The sequence below is a fragment of the Apibacter muscae genome (genome assembly GCF_007845595.1).
Taxonomy (GTDB): Bacteria; Bacteroidota; Bacteroidia; order Flavobacteriales; family Weeksellaceae; genus Apibacter; species Apibacter muscae.
In genome coordinates, this window is sequence record NZ_SELI01000019.1 from 40,183 (window position 1) to 63,358 (window position 23,176).

Here is a 23,176-nt window from a genome sequence, read left to right on the forward strand (position 1 = left end):
ACTTTAAATAATACTATAATATTTATTTAAATAAATTTGATAAAAAATATTTTTATCAATCGCTATTATAATATAAAAAATACAAATAAATATTTATATTTTTGATGTAAGCCAAATTAATATCCAATTAAAAAGTTAGAGAGTATGAAAATTTTTAAAATGAGTATATATATTTATTATTAAGATTAAATACTTATTTATAAAACTTTGGAATTATTAAAAAAGGAAAACCGAACATTACCGTATTTTCTAGAATCACTAAAAAAAGGTAATTCCGATAAATCTTTTCGACTTTCATGCTCTAAGATGAATTCTCCTTGAGATTTAAGGAATTTATTTTGAAAAATTAGATTAATTATCTTATTATATAATTCGGCATCGGTATTAAATGGAGGGTCTGCAAATATTAAATCATAAGATTGATTACTTTTCTTTGATAAGAATGTAATAACATCGTGCTTGATAAGATGAACTCTATCGTTTATATTTAGAGTATTAACTGTATCCTGAATAAATTTTATATGTTTGTCATTGTTATCAATTGATGTAATATTTTGACATCCTCTAGATGCAAATTCGAGTGTAATTGATCCAATCCCCGCAAAAAGATCTAAAATATTAATATTTGAAAAGCTATATCGATTTGAAAGTATACTAAAAAGAGCCTCTTTAGCAAAATCCGTGGTAGGTCTGACATCAAAACTTTTAGGAGCATGAATTCTTTTTCCTTTGAACTCTCCTGAAATAATTCTTATCATAAATCTAAAATTGTAAAGTTATCTCTAATAAATTCATCTCCATAACCTTTATAACTATCAATAAAATGCTTTTCAAAACCACTTATATATTCTTCACAATCTTTTTTAACTCCAAAGCAAAATAATGTCTTATTAAAAATATTAATTTTTGATGTATCAGAGATTACTTGTAAATAATATAATACATCACTAAAAGTATTATATGAAAATACGTTATAAATAAGTAAACCTTTCTTTTCAATAACAGCCACCTCAAAACATTTATCGTATATATTTATATAAACTCCTTCGTTATTTTTAAAAGAATTAAAAATTTTAGATAAAAATTTAAACCCTGTATGTGTCACCCTTATTTTATCAACACTTTCAATTAAAAGATTATCAATATCTTCTGGATAATAAAAAACTATGGCTAAACCATATTCTGGCAAAAAATTATATCTAACCCCCATATTAATATTGAAAGTCACTGTTTTATTTAGAAATATTTCAGCTGTATCTTCATCAAAATGTTCAAGAGGGATTAAAGTAAATGTATTATTAACAATTGATACATCAATAAAATTGTAAGAAGCTTGAAAAAAATTAAAATTCTTTAGTTTATCATTAAAAAAATTTTTATCAATATACTTACAATGATCCAGGTAAAATATCTTCTTATCAGAAAAATTTTGATCTGATTTTACTAAGTAAGAAACTTTATTTTCTTCAAATAAAAAATATGAAGTTGTATTTATAGGTTGGTTGGTTGTAATTTTTTTCAAATCTATTATTATACTAATATTCCTCTAGTAGCAAATATAAAGAATAATATGTTTTTGAAGAAAAATTATATAAAAATTACACTTATATGCTAATAAAGTCATTACGTTACTAAATCGATTAGATTTTTTTCATACAGTTATATTGAATTATTATACCTAAAACAATATTCAATTGAAAAATGAAATTTTAATTATCTTTGTTTTATAAAATTAAAACATAAATGAATTTATACAGTATTAAAGAATTATTAAAAAAAGGAACCCAATGTTTAAATGAGAAAGTTACTGTACAGGGCTGGATTAAATCTTTTAGATCCAATCAGTTTATAGCTCTAAATGATGGTTCTGGACAAAAAAATTTACAGATTGTTCTTGATTATAATAATTTTAATACTGATTTGTTAAAACAACTAACAAACGCTACCTCAATTAAGGTAAACGGTGTAGTAGCAGAGAGTAAAGGTACTGGGCAAGAAATAGAGGTTATTGCCGAAGAAATTGAAATTTACGGATATGCAAATCCCGATGATGTACAAGAAACCATTTTACAACCTAAAAAACATTCACTAGAAAAATTAAGAGAGCAGGCACATTTAAGATTTAGAACTAATACCTTTTCTGCAATCATGAGGGTTAGAAACGCTTTAAGCTTTGCTATCCATAAGTATTTCAATGAGAATAATTTTTGTTATATTAATACTCCTATAATCACTGGCTCAGATGCAGAAGGTGCTGGGGAAATGTTTACCGTTACCAATTTTAATCTTAATAACATACCAAAAAATGATAACGGAGATATTGATTTTACTAAAGATTTTTTCTCAAAAAAAACGAGCTTAACTGTTTCAGGACAATTAGAAGGAGAGGCTGCAGCCATGGGATTAGGTAAAATCTATACTTTCGGTCCTACTTTTAGAGCTGAAAATTCTAATACTACCAGACATTTAGCTGAATTCTGGATGGTGGAACCTGAGATTGCCTTTTATGATTTAGATAAAACTATGTGGTTGGCCGAGGATTTTTTAAAATATTGTATTAAATATGCCATAGATCACTGTAAAGATGATCTAGTTTTTTTGAATCAAAGATTTGAGGATGAACAAAAGCAAAAGCCTAAAGAAGAAAAAACTGAACACAATTTACTTGAAAAATTAGATTTTGTATTAAATAATAGTTTTGTTAAACTGAGTTATTCTAAGGCTATTGAAATTCTAAAAAAGTCTAAACCCAATCAAAAAGGAAAATTTAAATATCCAATTGAAAAATGGGGGGCTGATCTTCAATCTGAACACGAAAGATATTTAGTTGAAAAGCACTTTAAATCTCCTGTGATTTTGTATGATTATCCTGCAAAAATTAAGGCTTTTTATATGAGATTAAATGAAGACGGAAAAACGGTTAGAGCAATGGATGTATTGTTCCCTGGTATAGGAGAAATCATAGGAGGATCTCAGAGAGAAGAAAGGTTAGATATATTAAAAAATAAAATTGAAGATTTTAATATTGATGAAAAAGAACTTTGGTGGTATCTAGATACCCGTAAATACGGAACTGTACCTCACTCAGGTTTTGGATTAGGTTTAGAACGTTTAGTATTGTTTGTAACAGGTATGGGAAATATTAGGGACGTGATCCCCTTTCCTCGAACACCAAACAATGCAGAATTTTAATTAAAAAAATCACCTTTTAAAAACAAAAGGTGATTTTTTATATATTACTTTTTACTGTTTAAAAATATAAAAAGAATAATACTAAATATTGCAAATAAGCAAATACCAATAATAGTAACCATGGAATAAAATTAAATTAAAATCTTAAACCATCAATGGTTAAGATTTCTTCAAATGTAGTTTATTTTGTTTTAATATTTTTAGCATGTTTAAAATTTTATATACATTTTCAAAAAACACTCAAAAATCATAATAAATTTTCGCATATAAGTCATTATTTTAATTTATTTATTATACTCTTATGAATACTCATCGCAAAAATATTTATGATTCTATAATTAATAGATCTAAAATTTAATTAAGTATATTTATTTAAATTTAACTCATGAAAAATAAATACGACATAGCCTATCTACGGATGGCACTGGAATGGGGAAAATTATCTTATTGTAAAAGAAAACAGGTTGGATCGCTTATTGTTAAAGATCGCATGATTATTTCAGACGGATATAATGGTACTCCTACAGGTTTTGAAAATTGTTGTGAAGATGAAAATGGATATACTAAGTGGTATGTATTACACGCTGAAGCGAATGCTATATTAAAAGTTGCAGCTTCAACTCAATCCTGTCAAGGTGCTACATTATATGTTACCTTGTCCCCCTGTAAAGAATGTAGCAAACTTATTTATCAAGCAGGCATAATACGGGTGGTATACATTGACAATTATTCTGATACTTCTGGCATTGATTTCCTAGAACAGGCAGGAATAAAGGTTGATCATATCCCTTATGATCAGATTATATAACTACATTAATCTATATAGCTACTTCTCCTTTTATATGTGGATGAGCCTCATAATTTTCAATTGCAAAATCCTCAAACTTAAAATCAAAAATATTATTAATCTTAGGATTTAATAGTAATTTAGGTAAAATAAATGGTTGTCTACGTAGTTGTAATTGAACTTGTTCAATATGGTTTTTATAAATGTGAACATCTCCAAAGGTATGAATAAATTCCCCTACATCTAATTTGCAAACTTGTGCCATCATGTGTAACAGCAATGCATATGAAGCTATATTAAAGGGTACACCTAAAAAGACATCCGCACTTCGCTGATACAGCTGTAAAGAAAGTTTTCCTTTAGATACATAAAATTGAAATAGTGCATGACAAGGAGCTAGTGCCATCGACGGAAGATCAGCAACATTCCAAGCAGAGACTATCATTCTCCGAGAATCTGGATTATTTTTTATTTGATCAATAACTTCTGAGATTTGATCAATTGGTTTACCATTCAAGGTTCCCCAACTTCTCCATTGATGTCCGTATACAGGACCTAAATCTCCATTTTCATCTGCCCATTCATCCCAAATTTTAACTTTATTATCTGATAAATATTTTATATTGGTGTCTCCTTTTAAAAACCATAGAAGTTCATATATAATTGAGCGCAAATGTAATTTCTTTGTGGTTAATAAAGGGAAGCCTTTTTGTAAATCTATACGCATTTGATAACCAAATGTACTGATGGTTCCTGTACCCGTTCGATCATCTTTCTCTACACCATTATCTAAAATATGTTGTAATAAATCTAAATATGCTTTCATTTATTAAATTTAAAAAAATTAAATTTTCTTTCTTAACCTAGCAACTGGTATATTTAATTGATCTCTATATTTTGCTATGGTTCTTCTTGCAATATTATAACCTTTTTCATTTAAAATTTTCATTAAATTATCGTCAGTTAAAGGTTTTTTTGGATCTTCGTTATTAATTACATCTTGTAATATAGTTTTAATTTCTCTGGTTGAAACTTCATCCCCCTCTGAATTGGTTAAACTTTCTGAAAATAAATCTTTAATAAGTAAAGTTCCGTATGGTGTATTTACATATTTACTATTGGCTACTCTTGATATCGTTGAAATATCTAAACCAGTTATTTCAGAAATATCTTTTAAAATCATAGGCTTAATTTGCTCTTCATCACCAGAAAGAAAATAATTTTTCTGATAGTCCATAATTGATTTCATGGTGATATATAAGGTTTGTTGGCGTTGCTTAACTGCATCAATGAACCATTTGGCCGAATCTAATTTTTGCTTAACAAACATCACAGCATCTTTTTGCTCTCTAGATTTTTTTTCGGTATTTTTATAGGTATCAAGCATCTCTGAATATTCTCTTGAAACTTTTAATTCAGGAGCATTTCTACCGTTTAATAACAATTCAAGTTTTCCATCTACTATTCGAATAGTAAAATCTGGTATAATTTGTTCAGTATTTTTTGAATTATTGGTAAAAGATTTTCCCGGTTTAGGATTTAACTTCTCTATTTCATTAATAGCTTCTTTTAATTCATCGTCCGTAATAGAAAATTTTTGCTGTAATTTACTATAATGCTTTTTGGTAAATGCATCAAAGGCTTCATCTATTATTTTATAAGCTAGCTCCGTAAATTCTGTTTGGTTTTTAGCTTTTAATTGCAAAAGAAGACATTCTTGCAAATCTCTGGCTCCAACTCCAGTAGGATCTAATTTTTGAATGTAATTTACTAATAGTTTTTCAACCGTCTCTTCATCTGTGTATATGCCTTGAGTAAAGGCTAAATCATCAACTATCGCGGATAGATCTCTTCTTAAATAACCATCGTCATGTAAATTACCAACTATAAAATCAGTAATCTCAATTTCTTCTTCATTTAAACGAAAAGTATGCAATTGTGAAATTAAATGCTCTTGAAATGAAATATATTGAGCGTAAGGCATCTCTGTTTCATCCTCTTCATCACTGTAGTTATTGGATTGTGTTCTATAGCTTGGAATTTCATCATCACTCAAATATTCATCTATATTTATATCTGGAGCATCTATAATTTCATTATCTGATGATTCATCGTAATCATTGGAAGCTTCTAAAGATTCAGAAGCATCGTAATAATCTTCATTAGAAATATCTTCTAGTGCTGGATTTTCTTCTAACTCTTGCTTAACAGCTTCTTCAAAAGCCAATGTAGGCAGTTGAACCAGTTTCATTAATTGAATCTGCTGAGGCGATAATTTTAATAGTTGCTTTAGTTTTAAATCTTGTTTTAACATTTAATAATTAAGTTATTTAGTAGATTTATTTTTTGTTCAATAACATTTCAAATTTACACTTTTTATTATTTAAGTCAAAATTTAGGCATAATATTTGTACAGGAAAAATTTTAAAATTATATTTCCTTAGCTTCACTTATACATTACATAAAATATCTCACAGGATTAGTTTTAACTTTTGAAATACGTATTCTTAAATCATTTAGATTTTCATTTAAATATCTAAATATCAATTTCGTAGTAAATTGTTCACTTTCATAATGCCCTATATCTGTCAAAATTATTTTACCTTCAGCCTTAAAGAAATCATGATATTTTAAATCAGCAGTTATAAATACATCTGCACACGATTGAATCGCCTTTTGTATAGCAAAACTTCCAGAACCACCTAGAACAGCAATCTTTTTTACTGGTTTATTTCTAAATTCTGAATGTCTGATACATAGAGTAGGTAACGAAGTTTTCAAAAATTTTAAAAAATCTTTTTCGGATACTTCTTGATCTAATTCACCCACTCTCCCCATTCCTATCTCTTGATTTTCATTGTCTAAAGTATAAATTTCGTAAGAGATTTCTTCGTAAGGATGCGATTGTCTTAGAGCTTTTAAAACATTTATTTCTTTATAATCTTGAAAAATTACACTTAACATAATTTCCTTAACTTCATTAAATTCCTTTTTTATTCCTAAAAAAGGATTTGCACCTTCACCAGGCAAAAAAGATCCTTTTCCTTCTAACTTAAAACTACATTTTTTATATTTACCAATTTCTCCAGCTCCACCATCAAATAATGCTTTCTGAACTTTATTAAGACTTTCCAGAGGTACATAAGTTTGTAATTTTTTAATCACATTCTTTTTTGCAATTAAAGGTTTTGAATTTTTTATTTGCAAACGGTTGCAAATTTCAAAATTAACTCCTTCTTTAGCAATATCTAAATTGGTGTGTATGGCATAAATAACTATATTATTTTTAATAGCTTTAATTACAGCTCTTTCCACATAATTTTTTCCAGTAATTGATTTTAATCCTGAAAAAATAATTGGATGAAAAGTAACTATTAAATTATATTGATTTGCAATTGCCTCATCTACTACTGATTCTAAACAATCTAAAGTAATTAATATTCCAGATATTTTATTAGAAACATCACCTGTAATAACTCCTACATTATCAAAATCTTCAGCATATTCTTCAGGGGCTAAATTCCTTAATACATTAATTGCGTCTAAAATTCTCATTTTATTCAATTTAAACAGGTTTAAATATATATAAAAAAAATCGATAACTATAAAGTTATCGATTTTAAATATAAGTAATTATTAATTCAATATATCCTATTCAGCAGATACACCGTCTGAAACTACTTCAAACGTATAATCATACTCTACAGTTCTGTGTAAGCGTATTTTTGCTGTATATTTCCCCAGTCTTTTAATAGTATTCCCAGGAATTTTTATATATTTCTTTTCAATATGCACACCTGCTTTTGCTAAAGCTTCTGCTAAATCTTGATTGTTTATAGAGCCAAATAAACGGTCTCCTGACCCAACTTTTGCTAGAATAGAAACAGTTGCTGATTTTAATTTATTAACTATATCATTGGCTGATTTTATTAAGGCTGCTTCTTCTGCTTCTCTTTCTTTAAGAGTAGCTTCTAAGGTAGCTTTGTTTTTAGGGGTAGCTAAAAGAGCCCAACCTCTAGGTATTAAAAAATTACGAGCATAACCTGGCTTAACATTAACCACATCAAACTCTAATCCTAAATTTTCTACGTCTTGTTTAAGAATAACTTCCATGATTTCTTTATAAAATTGATTATGGTTTTAATTGATCTCCTACATATGGCAATAATGCTAAATGTCTCGCCCTTTTAATCGCTTGAGAAACTTTTCTTTGAAATTTTAAAGAAGTTCCGGTTAATCTTCTTGGAAGAATTTTCCCTTGTTCATTCACAAATTTCAATAAAAAATCTGGATCTTTATAATCAACATATTTAATACCGTATTTTTTAAAACGGCAATATTTTTTTTCAACTTTTGTATCTATATCTAGTTGGCTAAGGAATTTTACTTCACTTGTGTTACCGCCTGCCGCTTGTTTTGCTAAATCGTCTATTGCCATGTCTTATTTTTTTAAAGATTTAACTTTTTCTTCTCTTTTTCTTGCCCATTCAACTCCGTGTTTATCTAGTTTAACGGTTAAGAATCTTAATACTCTTTCATCTCTTTTAAAAGCTAGCTCTAAAGCATTAACAATTTCTCCTGGCGCTTGGAATTCAATTAAATGATAGAATCCATTTCTTTTTAATTGGATGGAATAAGCGAGTTTTTTTAATCCCCAATTTTCTTGATTTACAATGGTTGCATTGTTTTCTTTGAGTAATTTCTCAAATGATTTAACTGCTTCCTCTACCTGAGAATCCGATAGAACGGGAGTTAATATGAAAACAGTTTCGTAATGATTCATATATTTTTTATTTTTAAAGTTGCAAATGTACGTTTTTTTAAAGAATTGGACAAATCATTATTCTCTTTCTGCTAATGAAAAAAATATTTGTTTAAATTATAGTTAATCAATTTCCTGAACTGCATTGATATAAATCCGCCACTTTTGAATTACCTGCTGCATATCTTCTGGTAATTCTATTTCAAAAAACATTTCTTTTTTAGTTTGAGGATGTATAAAACCTAAGGTTTTTGCATGCAAAGCTTGTCTTGGAAGAATTGAAAAGCAGTTTTCTACAAATTGCTTATATTTAGTGAAGGTGGTGCCTTTAAGGATTTGATTTCCTCCATATCTCTCATCATTAAATAAAGTATGCCCCTTGTATTTCATATGAGCTCTAATTTGATGAGTTCTTCCTGTCTCCAATCTACATTCTATTAAAGTTATGTATCTAAATCTTTCCAGTACTTTATAGTGTGTTACCGCATGTTTGCCATAGGCTCCATCTTCAAATACAGTCATTTGCATACGATCTTTTAGTGACCTCCCAATATGACCCACGATAGTTCCCTCCTCCTCTTCAATATTCCCCCAAACAAGAGCATTATAAATCCTTTTGGTTGTTTTATTAAAGAATTGTTTAGCTAAATGATTCATTGAATATTCATTTTTAGCTATAACCAAAAGTCCCGAAGTATCTTTGTCAATTCTATGTACTAAACCCGGACGCTTATCTAAATCCGTTTGAAAAAAAGGCAACTGTTGAAAATGATACGCTAGTGCATTGACCAATGTGCCTTCAAAATTGCCAAAACCAGGATGTACTACCATACCTGGCGCTTTATTAACAACCAACACATCCTCATCTTCAAAAACAATATCTATGGGTATGTTTTGTGGTACTATAGTAGTATCTCTAGGGGGATGTGCTAATACTATAGATACCGAATCGTTGGGTTTTACTTTATAATTTGATTTTACAGGCTTACCGTTTACTAAAATATTCCCCGCGATAGCTGCCTGTTGTAATTTATTTCTAGTAGAGTTTTCAATTAAATTAACCAGATATTTATCAATACGAATGGAACTTTGTCCTTTATCAACAACAATCTTAAAATGTTCGTACATTTCATCCCCATCACTTTCGTTAATTTGAGAATTATCCTCAATTACCTTCATAAATATTATTCAACAATTATTCTGTTTACTTTTCTTTTTTGATCCTTATCTACAGTAGGCTTTAATTGTTTCTGATTTTCTTTCACTTGTTCAGACACAGAGGGAGAATTTTCTTGTATTTGCGATGATTTATCTATGTTTGTGTTGGAAGGTATATTTGTAGAACCTGCATTGATTGAATTCGATGATGATATTATATCATCATCATTGCTATCTGGCCTATAAACTTTTTCATCCTCATATGTTTCACCTAAATAACCAGCACTAGAATTTGGATTAAATGTTGCATCTAAATCTCTAATTTTGGTTCTTAATTCTTCCAATGGTTTAGAACTTAGATAGATATCTATTGATTGACCTTGATCGTAATTGGCTGATGGTGATGGAACTTGATAATATACTCGTGTATTTTCTTTATTATCAGGATCATCGTAGGTTATAGTACCTACTGAAAACATTTTTTCTGTTATCATTCTCTTCGCCGTCTCTTCATCTAAACCTAAAAAGTTAGGAACTGAGACATTCTTGGCTAAACCTTTGGCTAAAACAATAGTTAATGGAGAAAATCTTGGTAAATTAACCCCAGGCTGAACCTCTTTTCCTTTATATAGTAATCTTATAACAGTATTTGTCGCTAAACTTGGCTCGTACAAAGTATCGATAACTTTTAAGCCCACTAAATCCAACTGATTAAAAGCTAAATATTTATATTTACCAATTATATTGGGTACAACCACAGGTTTCCATGTTTTTGCATTTGCTCTTATAAAAATTCTCCTACCTCTTTTTACATTAGTTCCTGCTAAGGGATAAACATCTAAAATCTGGTAAGGCTTAAATTTAGGATCGTATTTAGTGGTATCAAGTTCAAACTCTAATTCACTATTTTGTAACTTTTGAATAGCTTCATCTAAATTTAAAGAGCTTAAATCTGGAACTTCAATTTGTATTTCATGATTGGTATACTTATCTAACCATAAAAAAGTTCCTTTAATCAATCCAAATACTAAAGCTATAGCTAAAACTACGCTAACCCAAAATTGCCAAGAAGCTACGAGTTTTAAAAATTTCATATATGTTTTTTACAAAGCAAATATATAAATAATAAAGATTATTTAGTTTTAGTAATATTAAATATGTTATTTTTGTTATTGTACTTGTAGAAAAAAAGTACGCTATTAATTAATAAAAAATTAAAATTTATTATTATTAAAATATGTTAACCATAGGAATTGTCATGGGAGGATACTCCGGAGAAAGCATTGTATCTTTAAAAAGTGGTGAATATATTTATTCACAAATTGATCAAAATAAATATAAAAATGTTTTCAATATTCATATTTTAAATAACGGTTGGAATGTGTTTATAGATGATATAAAATACCCTATTAATAAAGAGGATTTTAGTTTTATATTAAACGATAAAAAAATCAACTTTGATGTTTTAGTCAACACAATACATGGTACCCCTGGTGAGGATGGTATACTTCAAGCGTATTGGAAATTATTGAATATCCCATACACCGGTTGTTATTTTTACAATTCAGCTCTTACGTTTAATAAAAAAGACACTTTAGCCGTTTTAAGCAAATATGGTGTTGCTATGGCTAAATCTTTTTATCTCAATAAAGGAGATGAAATAAACAGTCATGACATAATTACGAATATAGGGCTTCCTTGCTTTGTAAAACCCAATCAATCCGGGTCAAGCCTAGGTGTATCTAAGGTTAAAGCCATAGAAGAACTACCCAAGGCTATTGAAGATGCTTTTAAAGAAGATCATTCTATTTTAATTGAAAGCTTTCTTGATGGTAAAGAAGTAAGTGTAGGTGTTATGAAATATAAAGGTAAAATTGTAGTAGTGGGAACTACAGAAATTAAAACTGATAATGATTTTTTTGATTATGAAGCCAAATATCTAGGTGCTTCTGAAGAAATCACTCCTGCTAATCTTACATCTGTTGAAGAAAAAAATATACGAGATGCTGCAAAGCATATCTATAAATGTTTAAATATGAATGGGTTTTCAAGGCTTGATTTTATAATTATGAATAATACTCCTTATTTTTTAGAAATAAATACCAATCCAGGATGTTCACCTGCAAGCATATTTCCACAACAAGTTCGCTACGCGGGATACAATTTTTCAGAATTACTTGATAATGAAATTAATCAAGCAATTGAAAATTCAAAAAAATAATTAAATATGGAAAAAATTGCTGTGTTCCCAGGTTCGTTTGATCCTATAACCTTAGGACATTTGGATATCATTGAAAGAGCGGCTCCATTATTCGATAAAATTATAGTAGCTATTGGTAACAACTCTAACAAAAACTACATGTTTTCTTTGCAAAAAAGAATGGAATGGATTATTGAAACTGTTAAAACCTTTTCAAATATAGAAGTTGATCATTTTGATTGTTTAACTGTAGATTTTTGCATAAAAAAAAATGCACCTTACATTATAAGAGGATTGAGAAATCCTGCTGATTTTGAATTTGAAAAGGCAATTACACATACAAATAGAACTTTAGCTAAAAAAAGTATTGAAACAGTTTTCTTTCTTACTTCTTCGGGAAAATCATTTATAAGCTCAAGTATAGTAAGAGAAATTATGAGGTATAAAGGAGATTATTCCTCATTAGTACCTAATACTGTAAGAATATAGTTGCATACCAAGGCATAAATCTTGATATTTGCATGTTTTTTAGAATCTTTCTAAATAAATACAATAAATAAAATAAATATCGTTTTAATATAAATAAACTAAAATAGAATTTAAGTTTCACTCAAATGGAAAATAATCAATTAAATCAACCAAAAAAAACAAATAATACAGGTTTAAATCCTCTACTAACCATTTTATTGTTGTTAATTATTTCAGTCTTAACCTATGTCTTCATACTCGGGGCTGATAGTAATTTTGTTCCCTTGTCTGAAGCAGATATAAAAAATGGTTTAAGTGCTAGTGAAGGAGACCCAAGAAATGTAATGGGAATTATTCATCAGGGAGGGGTAATCGTACCTATTCTTATGACCTTTGCTCTTATGGTTATTGTTTTTTCAATTGAAAGATTTTTTATTCTATCTAAAGCGGCAGGTACTAAAAGTATTTCTCAATTTATGACAGAAATAAAAACCGCTCTAGAAAAAAATGAAATTAATTATGCCATTGAACTTTGTGACCAACAAAAAGGTTCCGTTGGAAATGTGGTTAAGGAATGTTTACTTAACTATAAAAATCTTGGCATAGATCAAACACTCAATAAAGAGCAAAAACTAAATTCATTAAATCAAACGATTGAAGAAGCGGTTACTCTTGAGATGCCATCACTAGAAAAAAATATGAATATTTTATCTACTATAGCCTCTGTAGCAACTCTTGTTGCTTTAATGGGTACAGTAATGGGGATGATTAGATCCTTCTTTGCATTAGGAGACGGAGGAGGTTCACCAGACGCAGCAGCATTATCAAAAGGTATAGCAGAAGCTTTAATTAATACTGCTTTAGGGATTGGGGCCTCTGCACTGGCAATTATTGCATATAATTATTTTACCTCTAAAATTGATAACTTAATATTTAAAATTGAAGAAATAGGATTTATTATTCAAAAGTCTTTCAACTCCAAACATTAATTCTTAGCTATTTTTTAATTTAAAATTAATGTTAACTCACGCATAAAAAAAATAGAATGGCAAGAGTAAAACCCCAAAGACAAGGAATACATATAGATATGACTCCCATGAGTGATTTGGCATGGCTGTTATTAACTTTCTTTATTTTAACCACTGAGTTTAGACCTCCAGACATTTTAAATATTGATACACCCTCTTCAATCTCAAGTAAAGAAATGAAAGATGTCGGAACAATGAAAATTTCAATTCCCGAAAACGGTAAATATTATTTCTCTATGGAAGAAGAAAAATATCGGGTTCCTTTATTGAATGCCATGGGTGAAAAATATAATATTTCATTTAACGCAAAAGAACAAAATGAATTTAAAAAGATTTCTGAATTTGGTGTACCTATTCAACAACTAAAACAATATTTAAGTTTTACCGAATCACAAAGAGAAAAACTAGAAAAATCAGGTGGAATCCCTGGAATACCTTCAGATAGTTTAAGGCCCCAAATAGTAGAATGGGTCTTTGAAGCAAGAAAACTTGCCGAACAAAATAATGATTCCTTAGAATTAAAGATTAAAGGAGATCAAAATGTAAAGTACGAAAGAATTAAGAATTTATTGGATCGGTTGCAAGACAGAAACCTTAATAAATTTAAATTAATTACAGTTTATAATGCCGGCAAATAATAAAAAGAATAAAAAAATTACATTATGTCTGCAGGAGTAGATACCAACAATAATAAAAATAAGAATAAAACACGTGCCAAGAAAAGTACTTTTCGTATAGATATGGCACCCATGTGCGATTTAGGTTTTTTATTAATCACATTCTTTATGTTTACTACCACGTTTAGTAAACCTAACATTTTACAATTAAACATGCCATCCAAAGCATTAATTGATCCTAGCAATATACCCACAGTTAAAAATAAAAATTCTCTAACCATTATTCTTGGTAAAGACAATAAAATATATTACCATCAACAGGAATTAGCTAGTTTAACCCCCTCCAATTTAATAGAAACAGATTATTCTAAAAATGGAATTCGAACCGTCATATTAAATGCTGCAAAAAATGCAGATCAAGATAAATTTACAGTTATAATTAAACCTACCAACGATTCAAATTATAAAAATTTAGTGGATTTATTAGATGAAATGCAAATTACCAATAGCGAAAGATTTTCTGTAGGTAAAATAACGAAGCAAGAAACAGATGTGTATAAGCAAAAACAAAATAACTAACCCTTAAAGGTATTAGAATGACAGATAATCATAAGAAGAAATCTTTAGATGATATTATCTTTGAAAATAAAAATAAAGAGTACGGGGCTTATGAACTAAGAAAGTCTGGAAAAAAATATTTAACCATTGCTTTTATCATTGGTTTGCTGTTTTTTTTAACCTTAATTTTACCAATATTTATTTATCTAAAAGTAAAAGATTATACACCTCCCCCTGTAAAATATAAGGAGGAAATTGTTGCGGTTTTACCTCCTACTCCAGAAAAAGTACCAGAAGAAATTCCTGAAAAAGTACCAGAAGAAAAAATTTACACGATTGAAGATAATAACAAAGGTTCGGAACGTTCAACTGTAGAAAAAACACCCAAACAAGACGAAGTTGCACAAAAAAAATATTTTGAGACAAAAGTTGACAATTCAAAAGAAGAACAAACCACTCCTAAGCAAAGTGAATTGGTAGGAAAAAACATTGGAGAAGAAGATAAAGAGGGAAAAAAAACAAAAGCTGATGATACCAATAGATCTGGAGAAAAAAATGATGGCCCTTCAAATGCCAATAATGTAAAGGGAGACCCTAACTCAATTGTTAAAAATCCTCAGAAAAAAGCAAAATTTAATGGAGGCGATTGGGGTAGCTTTCTTAGAAAAATATTAGTATACCCTTCTAAAGCTGAATTTAATGAAACCCAAGGAACTGTTATGGTTCAATTTGTTGTTGATAAAAAGGGAAATATTTCCGATTTAAAAATTATTAGCAAAAGATTGGGCAATGGTTTGGAAGAAGAAGCTATGCGAGTGTTAAAAAAATCTAGTGGTCTTTGGAGCCCCGGAGAGATTAATGGAGAACCTGTAAACTCCTATTATACTCAATCCATTACATTCCAATTAGAATAAGATTAACAATTTTTTATTAAATCCATCATTTTATATCATTAAAATGATGGATTTTCTATTTTTAATTAAAAAATTCAACAAAATATTTATTTAGATGTATTCTAAAGTATATATATCTGAGATTTGTCATAAAACTTACCTATTATATTAATTAGATTTGTTGTCATAGGAACTTTTAAAACAATAAAGTATTATGACTAGATTTTTCTCTTCCTCTATAGGAAGAAAGTTTATGATGGCACTCACGGGATTCTTCCTGATGATATTCTTACTTGTACATTTAGGAATTAACCTTACCTTATTTGCCGGTAATACAGACTGTGCCGGAGAGCTACTACCTAAACAAGAAGTAATATTTAACCAAGCCTCGCATTTTATGGCTACCAATCCGCTAATACAAGTTATGCAATACGTATTAGCCTTAGGTTTTATTTATCACATTCTTTTAGGTGTTGTATTAACTCATAAAAATCAAAAAGCAAGAGGGAAAGAGAGATATGCCGTGAATCATTACGCTGCTAATACTCCTTTTAACTCTAGAACTATGATTTACACAGGACTTTTAATTTTAGTATTTTTACTTTTACACTTATGGAATTACTTTATACCTATTAAATTTTCCGAAGTGCCTGACGATTATCTCTTAGTTACTTCCTTATTTAAAAGTTACGGATATACGTTTATATATGTAATTGCATTTATTTTCTTAGGAACTCATCTCAGTCATGGCTTTGCATCATCATTTCAATCCGTAGGATTTAATCATAGAATTTACACGCCGTTAATAAAAGCATTAGGAAAAATTTACTTTATACTTATATCCGTTGGATTTGCTTCTATTGCAATATATTTCTGTCTTAAAGGCAACGGATTAATTTAATAATTTTAAGAATCAACCAAATCATGAGTATCAAACTAGATTCAAAAATACCCGAAGGAGATATCCACGAAAAATGGAAAAACCATAAAGACCACATGCGTTTAGTCGCACCTAACAATAGAGGAAAAATAGATGTCATTATTGTAGGAACTGGATTAGCCGGTGGATCTGCTGCTGCTTCACTCGCAGAGATGGGATACAACGTTAAAGCATTTTGTTATCAAGATTCACCGAGACGTGCACACTCTATTGCGGCACAAGGAGGAATTAATGCCGCTAAAAATTATAAAAATGATGGAGATAGCATCTATAGATTATTCTATGATACAATAAAAGGAGGAGATTACCGTGCAAGAGAGGCCAATGTTTATCGATTGGCTGAAGTTTCCAATGCCATTATTGATCAATGTGTCGCACAAGGAGTTCCTTTTGCCAGAGAATATGGTGGATTACTAGACAATAGATCCTTTGGTGGAACCCAAGTTCAAAGAACTTTTTATGCAGCAGGACAAACAGGTCAACAACTACTGTTAGGAGCTTATTCTGCCATGAATCGACAAATCGGAAAAGGTAGATTGCAAATGTACAATAGGCATGAAATGCTAGATCTAGTTGTTGTAGATGGAAAAGCTAGAGGCATAATATCTAGAAACTTAATTACAGGTGAAATTGAAAGGCATTCTGCCCATGCAGTAGTTATTGCCTCTGGAGGATATGGAAATGTATTTTTCTTATCTACAAATGCCATGGGTTCTAATGCAACCTCCGTATGGAAAATACATAAAAAAGGCGCTGCATTTGCCAATCCTTGTTTTACGCAAATACACCCTACCTGTATTCCTGTACATGGAGAACAACAATCTAAATTAACCCTTATGTCAGAATCTTTAAGAAACGATGGACGTATTTGGGTACCTAAGAAGAAAGAAGATGCAGAAGCTATACGCGCAGGTAAATTAAAAGCTACCGAAATAGCCGAAGACGATCGTGATTATTATCTTGAAAGAAGATATCCTGCATTTGGAAATTTAGTACCAAGAGACGTAGCTTCAAGAGCGGCTAAAGAAAGATGTGATGCAGGATTTGGAATTGAAAATAATGCCACAGGCGAGGGAGTTTTTCTTGATTTTTCTGCTTCTTTTGTTAAATATGGAAAAGAAAAAGCCAATGAGCTTGACATGCATAATCCTTCCCAAGAGGAAATAATAAAATTAGGTAAAAAAGTGGTTGAAGCCAAATATGGTAATCTATTCACCATGTACGAAAAAATTACTGGTGATAACCCTTATGAAACTCCAATGAAAATATACCCAGCAGTACACTATACTATGGGAGGAATATGGGTAGACTATAATTTAATGAGTAGCATCCCAGGTTGCTTTGTTACTGGAGAAGCTAACTTTTCTGATCATGGAGCAAATCGACTAGGAGCCTCTGCATTAATGCAAGGTTTGGCTGATGGGTACTTTGTACTTCCTTACACTATCGCTGATTATTTGGCAGATGAGATTAGAACGGGTTCAATTTCCACCGATTTACCAGAATTTGAGCAAGCTGAAAATGAAGTTAAAAATACCTTAAACCATTTCTTAAACAATCCAGGAACAAAATCCGTGGATTATTTTCATAAAAAACTAGGTAAAGTGATGTGGAATAAAGTTGGAATGGCAAGAAATGCAGAAGGTTTAAAAGAAGCAATTCAAGAGATTGAAGAAATAAGAAAAGAATTTTGGAAAGATGTTAAAGTTCCAGGTTCTCAAGATACCATAAACATGGAATTAGAAAAGGCGGGTAGAGTTGCAGATTTCTTAGAATTGGGACAATTAATGGCTCTGGATGCTTTAAATAGAAATGAATCTTGTGGAGGACATTTTAGAACTGAATACCAAACGGAAGAGGGTGAAACTTTACGCGACGACGAAAACTATTCCTATGTTGCTGCTTGGGAGTATAATGGAGAAGATATAAATAAAGAGATTCTTCATAAAGAGGACTTGAATTACAAATACATAAAAATAGCAGCAAGAAATTATAAATAAAAATAACCTGTAAAATAAAATATAAAATGGCAGGAAAATTATTAAATCTGAAATTAAAAGTTTGGAGACAAGCAAAAAAAGACCAAAAAGGTAGTTTCGAAGAATATAAACTAGAAGGAGTATCTACAGAAAGTTCATTTTTAGAGATGCTAGATATGCTTAATGAACAATTGGTAGAGCAAGATAAAGAACCCGTAGCTTTTGATCATGATTGCCGCGAAGGAATCTGCGGAATGTGTTCCCTATATATCAATGGTCGTGCACATGGACCAGACAGAGGTATTACCACTTGTCAATTGCACATGAGGATGTTTAACGATGGAGATACAATTGTAATTGAACCTTGGAGATCTGCAGGATTTCCTGTTATCAAAGATCTAGTTGTTGATAGAACTGCTTTTGATAGGATTCAACATGCTGGTGGATTTATATCTGTGGATACTTCGGGAAACACTATTGATGCCAATGCTATACCCATTGAAAAAGAAAAAGCAAATAAAGCATTTGCTGCTGCTGCTTGTATAGGTTGTGGTGCCTGTGTTGCCACTTGTAAAAATGGATCTGCAATGTTATTTGTTTCAGCAAAAGTTTCACAATTTGCCTTGTTACCTCAGGGAAAAATTGAGTCAACCCGAAGAGTTTTAAATATGGTTAAGAAAATGGATGAAGAAGGCTTTGGGAATTGTACCAATACTGGAGCATGTGAAATTGAATGTCCAAAAGGAATTTCTTTAGAAAATATTGCTCGAATGAATAGAGAGTTTTTACATGCAAGCATTGTTAATGATATTAAATATGAATAATTAAATATTCAAACCAATAAAAAAAGTCAAAATAAATAATTATTTTGACTTTTTTTATATTCTTGGAAAATGTATTATTTACCTTTACAATAAATTTTTCAACTAATTATCGAAAATATTTAATACATCTAATGAAAATAAATTTTAGCTTATATATATTTATATTTTTTATTTCAATGGTTAAATCACAGCATATAATTTATAAAAATTCAGAACATTTCAACAATAAAATAGGAAATAGAAACTTACACGACTCGGAAACTAAAATCTCTTATTCTAAAGATAAAATGTCTTTAACCACAGATAGTTTAAGTTTTAATGAATTAAATACAAAAGTAAACAACCCCAACGGAACGATAAACCTAGATACTAGCCGGACTATAAATGTAGATAATAACAACGATACTAACTATGGCAATAACATTGGTAAAAATAGAGATCGATCTAGGGATTTAAGAAGAGATCTAAAAAGAGATTTAAAGAGAGATAAAAATAGAGAAAGAAACAAAGACAGACAAACCGTTATAAATAAATATAAAGGATATAACATCAAATTAAAAATTAAAAACAGTTAGTAATTATATTTCCTTAAAATAAGTTTTTCTTCTTTTATGATTAATAGGATTAAAATCCTTCCAAAGAAGCTGAATACTTTTATTATCTTCCAATTCAGGATTGGTTTCTAAATATTTAATAGCCTTAGATGTAAACAGTTCATGAAACTCCTTTAATACAATAGAAGTTATCCCTTTTTTTTGAAAACTTGGATGAATACCAATTAAATAAAAATTAACCCATTCATTAGAGCGACTGGCTTGGAAAAGATAATACCATCCCAACGGGAAAAGTTTACCTTTCGCTTTTTGTAAAGCTTTTGAATAAGAAGGCATAGTTATAGCAAACCCTACTAAATCATTATTTTCATCAGCAATACAAATGACATAATCCTTATTTATAAAAGGTAAATATTTTTTTTTATAGTATTGAATTTGTTTATCAGAAAAAGGCACGTAAGTAGGCAGAACCTTATAAGTATCATCCAACAATTTAAAAATCTGATCCCCATAAGCAATCAATTCTTTTTTGGATTTAAATTGAAGAGCTTTTAAATTATATTTTTCTTTTAGAAGTTTAGAAAAACGTATCACTTTATCAGGCAAATGATCTACCACTTCAATATAAAATTCCACCCATTCATTTGCCTTACTAAAACCTAGCTTTTCAAAATGTTTATGATAATAGGGAAAGTTATATATCCCTATCATAGTAGCCAATTTGTCATAACCTTTGCTTAAAAATCCAGCTTTATCTAAATTTGTAAAACCTACTGGACCTTCAATTCTTTTAAAATTATTCTTTTTAGCTAGTTCATAAGCCTTATCTATTAATGCCTTAGTTACAGAAATATCATCAATTGCATCAAACCAACCAAATCTTATTTTTTTAATCCCTAAGTCTTCAACCTCTTTACGATTGATAATAATCGCTATTCTCCCTACGATTTCATCGTTTTTATAAGCCAAATATTTTTCACATATAGAAAATTGAAATACAGGATTTTTATCTTCGTTAAAAACTTCCATTTCTTCTGAAATTAAAGCCGGCACATAATAAGGATTATCCTTATACAATTCATTGGGATAAAGAATGAATTTTTTTAAATCTATTTTTGTAGTAACTTTTTTAATTTCAATTTGACTCATGAATTATTATCAAAGATTATTATTAAGCTTATTTGTCATTTAACTTAATAAGGCATAATTTTAGCAAAGATAATGAGTTAATGCGAATATTAAAATATAATACAAACATTTAAAAATTAAAATATTATGGTATACGATCCTATTTATTTGATGATTACTGGTGCTATATTTATCATTAGCATGATCGTTCAAAACCGATTAAAGTCAAAATTTACCAAATATTCAAAAACTACTCTTTCCAATGGAATGAGTGGAAAAGAGATTGCTGAAAAAATGCTTCGCGATCATGGAATTATGGATGTTCAAGTAATCTCAACTCCTGGTATGCTTACCGATCATTACAATCCAGCCAACAAAACAGTAAATTTATCTGAAGGCGTATATAATCAGAGATCAACCGCTGCTGCTGCTGTAGCTGCACACGAATGCGGACATGCGGTACAACATGCCGTAGGCTACTCAATGTTGCAGTTACGTTCCAAACTAGTACCGATTGTAAGCATTAGTTCTAATCTAGTTCAGTGGGTATTAATGGCTGGATTGGCTCTTATGGCTTTCTCTAATAATACCACAATCTTGGCTATTGGTATTGTAATGTTTGCTATTACCACTATTTTTGCCTTTGTAACTTTACCAGTAGAATACGACGCAAGTAATAGAGCCCTTGCATGGCTAGAAGGCAATCATATTGTACAATCTAATGAATACGAAGAATGTAAGGATGCATTAAAATGGGCTGCTAGAACTTATTTGGTTGCTGCTTTAGGTTCTTTAGCACAACTTATGTATTTTGTGATGATTTTATTAGGCAATAGAAGAAGCAACTAAATTATTTGAACCATGAGCTTAATCAATCCCATATATTATAAAAAAGAAGGAATAAATCAAATCAATTCATTTATAAAGAAATACAATCCTTCCAAAATTATATTTTTAGTTGACGAAAATACACACCAATATTGCTTACCAAAGGTAATCCCTGAAATTGAAGCTAATTCTGAAATTGAAATTATTGAGATTGAATCTGGAGAAATCAATAAGAATCTGGATACCTGCAAAAACTTATGGGAAGCACTCACCGATCTAAAAATAGATCGTAAAGGTTTAATAATAAACTTAGGAGGAGGAGTCCTTACCGATATGGGGGGCTTCGTCGCACACTGTTATAAAAGAGGTATTAAATTCATAAATATACCTACAACTCTACTGGCAATGGTTGATGCTTCTATTGGAGGAAAAACAGGAGTGGATTTAGGCAGCCATAAAAACCAAGTTGGAATATTTGTTCTTCCAGAACTTGTCTATATTCAACCCTCCTTTATCTCTACACTTTCTCACGAACAAAAGTTAAGCGGATTTGCCGAAATTATTAAACATGGATTAATTGCCGATCAAGAATACTGGAATAAAGTAAGTTCTTATAAAGTAATTCCTTTCAACGACTTTGAAGAAATTGAAGAATTAATTCATACCAGTATAGAAATAAAAAAGAAAGTAGTTAGTGAAGACTTTTCTGAAAGTGGAATTAGAAAAATTCTAAATTTTGGACACACCATAGGTCATGCAGTTGAAAGTTTTTTTCTTGAAAAAGAAACTCCAATTTTACACGGTGAAGGAGTTGCCTTGGGTATGATTGTAGAAAGCTATATTTCAGTAAAGAAAGGTTTACTTCAAGAATCTGATTATTTAAGTATAAAAGAATTTTTAAGCGTTTTTTATCCAAAAATTTTACTACATAAAGAATATTTAGGTGAAATTCTTACCTTTATGTACAATGATAAAAAAAATAGTAATAAGGAAATTAAATTTGTTCTATTAGAAAAAATAGGAAAAGCCATTTTTGATGTTAGTGTTGAAGAAGATCTGATTAAAGAAGCCTTACTAAAATATATAAATTAAATATCTTTAAAATTATATAAAAGGAGACAAATAATTTTATACTTGTCTCCTTTTTTTATAGAAATAATCTTTTAATAAAAATATAACAATTTAAATAAATACATCTACTCTAATTTTTATATATTTGTTAATGCCTATAGGTTTAGTAGGAAATAATATTAATAAATA

At 29.6% G+C, this 23,176-nt stretch carries 25 protein-coding genes; 14 read left to right on the forward strand and 11 right to left on the reverse strand.

Annotated features, from left to right (window positions below; all coding sequences use genetic code 11):
* Nucleotides 1–197: 197 nt before the first annotated feature.
* The gene (gene rsmD, locus ETU10_RS06720; RefSeq protein ID WP_146310878.1) at nucleotides 198–758 is read right to left on the reverse strand and encodes a 16S rRNA (guanine(966)-N(2))-methyltransferase RsmD; all 561 of its coding nucleotides are present in this window, start codon (nucleotides 756–758) and stop codon (nucleotides 198–200) included.
* The gene (locus ETU10_RS06725; protein WP_185145072.1) at nucleotides 755–1,522 is read right to left on the reverse strand and encodes a DUF3822 family protein; all 768 of its coding nucleotides are present in this window, start codon (nucleotides 1,520–1,522) and stop codon (nucleotides 755–757) included. The genes rsmD and ETU10_RS06725 overlap by 4 nt, the downstream gene beginning before the upstream one ends.
* Nucleotides 1,523–1,743: 221 nt before the next feature.
* Between ETU10_RS06725 and asnS the strand changes: the two genes are divergently transcribed.
* Together asnS and ETU10_RS06735 are read left to right on the forward strand one after the other, a co-directional pair.
* Nucleotides 1,744–3,192, forward strand: coding sequence for an asparagine--tRNA ligase (asnS, locus tag ETU10_RS06730; protein ID WP_146310882.1), 1,449 nt, complete (start codon nucleotides 1,744–1,746; stop codon nucleotides 3,190–3,192).
* A 385-nt stretch (nucleotides 3,193–3,577) separates the two neighbouring features.
* Entirely contained in the window at nucleotides 3,578–4,000 is a 423-nt protein-coding gene (locus ETU10_RS06735) for a deoxycytidylate deaminase (RefSeq protein WP_146310884.1), read from the forward strand.
* 10 nt (nucleotides 4,001–4,010) lie between these two features.
* Here ETU10_RS06735 and ETU10_RS06740 read toward each other — a convergent pair whose 3' ends face one another.
* From ETU10_RS06740 to ETU10_RS06775, 8 genes are all read right to left on the reverse strand, one after another.
* Nucleotides 4,011–4,805 carry a thymidylate synthase gene (locus ETU10_RS06740; RefSeq protein WP_146310886.1) on the reverse strand — a complete coding sequence of 265 codons (795 nt, stop codon included), beginning with the start codon at nucleotides 4,803–4,805 and terminating at the stop codon, nucleotides 4,011–4,013.
* A gap of 18 nt (nucleotides 4,806–4,823) precedes the next feature.
* Nucleotides 4,824–6,293, reverse strand: coding sequence for an RNA polymerase factor sigma-54 (gene rpoN, locus ETU10_RS06745; protein WP_146262754.1), 1,470 nt, complete (start codon nucleotides 6,291–6,293; stop codon nucleotides 4,824–4,826).
* 143 nt (nucleotides 6,294–6,436) lie between these two features.
* On the reverse strand, nucleotides 6,437–7,534 hold the full coding sequence (locus tag ETU10_RS06750; protein WP_146310888.1) for a Nif3-like dinuclear metal center hexameric protein: 1,098 nt from the start codon (nucleotides 7,532–7,534) through the stop codon (nucleotides 6,437–6,439).
* 96 nt (nucleotides 7,535–7,630) lie between these two features.
* Nucleotides 7,631–8,092, reverse strand: coding sequence for a 50S ribosomal protein L9 (gene rplI / locus ETU10_RS06755; protein ID WP_146262752.1), 462 nt, complete (start codon nucleotides 8,090–8,092; stop codon nucleotides 7,631–7,633).
* Nucleotides 8,093–8,111: 19 nt separating this feature from the next.
* Nucleotides 8,112–8,417 (reverse strand): 30S ribosomal protein S18, encoded by a 306-nt coding sequence (gene rpsR, locus ETU10_RS06760; RefSeq protein WP_146262751.1) that lies wholly within the window; start codon nucleotides 8,415–8,417, stop codon nucleotides 8,112–8,114.
* A gap of 3 nt (nucleotides 8,418–8,420) precedes the next feature.
* On the reverse strand, nucleotides 8,421–8,762 hold the full coding sequence (rpsF, locus tag ETU10_RS06765; protein ID WP_146262750.1) for a 30S ribosomal protein S6: 342 nt from the start codon (nucleotides 8,760–8,762) through the stop codon (nucleotides 8,421–8,423).
* A gap of 102 nt (nucleotides 8,763–8,864) precedes the next feature.
* Nucleotides 8,865–9,920 (reverse strand): RluA family pseudouridine synthase, encoded by a 1,056-nt coding sequence (locus ETU10_RS06770; protein ID WP_146310889.1) that lies wholly within the window; start codon nucleotides 9,918–9,920, stop codon nucleotides 8,865–8,867.
* A 5-nt stretch (nucleotides 9,921–9,925) separates the two neighbouring features.
* A complete protein-coding gene (locus ETU10_RS06775; RefSeq protein ID WP_146310890.1) occupies nucleotides 9,926–10,993 on the reverse strand; it encodes a PASTA domain-containing protein in 1,068 nt (355 codons plus the stop codon).
* A gap of 143 nt (nucleotides 10,994–11,136) precedes the next feature.
* Between ETU10_RS06775 and ETU10_RS06780 the strand changes: the two genes are divergently transcribed.
* The 10 genes from ETU10_RS06780 to ETU10_RS06825 all read left to right on the forward strand — a co-directional run bounded on the left by ETU10_RS06780 (nucleotide 11,137) and on the right by ETU10_RS06825 (nucleotide 19,981).
* Entirely contained in the window at nucleotides 11,137–12,120 is a 984-nt protein-coding gene (locus ETU10_RS06780) for a D-alanine--D-alanine ligase (protein ID WP_146310891.1), read from the forward strand.
* A 6-nt stretch (nucleotides 12,121–12,126) separates the two neighbouring features.
* The gene (coaD, locus tag ETU10_RS06785) at nucleotides 12,127–12,588 is read left to right on the forward strand and encodes a pantetheine-phosphate adenylyltransferase (protein ID WP_146293462.1); all 462 of its coding nucleotides are present in this window, start codon (nucleotides 12,127–12,129) and stop codon (nucleotides 12,586–12,588) included.
* A 125-nt stretch (nucleotides 12,589–12,713) separates the two neighbouring features.
* Nucleotides 12,714–13,556: a MotA/TolQ/ExbB proton channel family protein gene (locus ETU10_RS06790; protein ID WP_146310892.1), complete on the forward strand. Its 843-nt coding sequence runs from the start codon at nucleotides 12,714–12,716 to the stop codon at nucleotides 13,554–13,556.
* Nucleotides 13,557–13,612: 56 nt separating this feature from the next.
* Nucleotides 13,613–14,233, forward strand: a complete 621-nt coding sequence (locus ETU10_RS06795; RefSeq protein ID WP_146310893.1) for an ExbD/TolR family protein — start codon at nucleotides 13,613–13,615, stop codon at nucleotides 14,231–14,233.
* A gap of 24 nt (nucleotides 14,234–14,257) precedes the next feature.
* The gene (locus ETU10_RS06800; RefSeq protein WP_146310895.1) at nucleotides 14,258–14,791 is read left to right on the forward strand and encodes an ExbD/TolR family protein; all 534 of its coding nucleotides are present in this window, start codon (nucleotides 14,258–14,260) and stop codon (nucleotides 14,789–14,791) included.
* A gap of 17 nt (nucleotides 14,792–14,808) precedes the next feature.
* Entirely contained in the window at nucleotides 14,809–15,684 is an 876-nt protein-coding gene (locus tag ETU10_RS06805; RefSeq protein WP_146310897.1) for an energy transducer TonB, read from the forward strand.
* 193 nt (nucleotides 15,685–15,877) lie between these two features.
* Entirely contained in the window at nucleotides 15,878–16,564 is a 687-nt protein-coding gene (locus ETU10_RS06810; RefSeq protein ID WP_146310899.1) for a succinate dehydrogenase cytochrome b subunit, read from the forward strand.
* Between the two features lie 23 nt (nucleotides 16,565–16,587).
* The gene (locus tag ETU10_RS06815; protein ID WP_185145073.1) at nucleotides 16,588–18,603 is read left to right on the forward strand and encodes a fumarate reductase/succinate dehydrogenase flavoprotein subunit; all 2,016 of its coding nucleotides are present in this window, start codon (nucleotides 16,588–16,590) and stop codon (nucleotides 18,601–18,603) included.
* Between the two features lie 26 nt (nucleotides 18,604–18,629).
* Nucleotides 18,630–19,406 carry a succinate dehydrogenase/fumarate reductase iron-sulfur subunit gene (locus ETU10_RS06820; RefSeq protein WP_146310901.1) on the forward strand — a complete coding sequence of 259 codons (777 nt, stop codon included), beginning with the start codon at nucleotides 18,630–18,632 and terminating at the stop codon, nucleotides 19,404–19,406.
* A 176-nt stretch (nucleotides 19,407–19,582) separates the two neighbouring features.
* Nucleotides 19,583–19,981 (forward strand): hypothetical protein, encoded by a 399-nt coding sequence (locus ETU10_RS06825; RefSeq protein ID WP_146310903.1) that lies wholly within the window; start codon nucleotides 19,583–19,585, stop codon nucleotides 19,979–19,981.
* Between the two features lie 3 nt (nucleotides 19,982–19,984).
* On the opposite strand, the gene ETU10_RS06830 is transcribed toward ETU10_RS06825, so the two are convergent.
* Nucleotides 19,985–21,109: a GNAT family N-acetyltransferase gene (locus ETU10_RS06830; protein WP_146310905.1), complete on the reverse strand. Its 1,125-nt coding sequence runs from the start codon at nucleotides 21,107–21,109 to the stop codon at nucleotides 19,985–19,987.
* Nucleotides 21,110–21,235: 126 nt separating this feature from the next.
* Between ETU10_RS06830 and ETU10_RS06835 the strand changes: the two genes are divergently transcribed.
* Nucleotides 21,236–21,937, forward strand: coding sequence for a zinc metallopeptidase (locus tag ETU10_RS06835; protein WP_146310907.1), 702 nt, complete (start codon nucleotides 21,236–21,238; stop codon nucleotides 21,935–21,937).
* A 12-nt stretch (nucleotides 21,938–21,949) separates the two neighbouring features.
* Complete coding sequence (gene aroB, locus ETU10_RS06840) at nucleotides 21,950–23,008, forward strand: 3-dehydroquinate synthase (protein WP_146310909.1); 1,059 nt, start codon at nucleotides 21,950–21,952, stop codon at nucleotides 23,006–23,008.
* The last annotated feature ends 168 nt before the right edge of the window (nucleotides 23,009–23,176 follow it).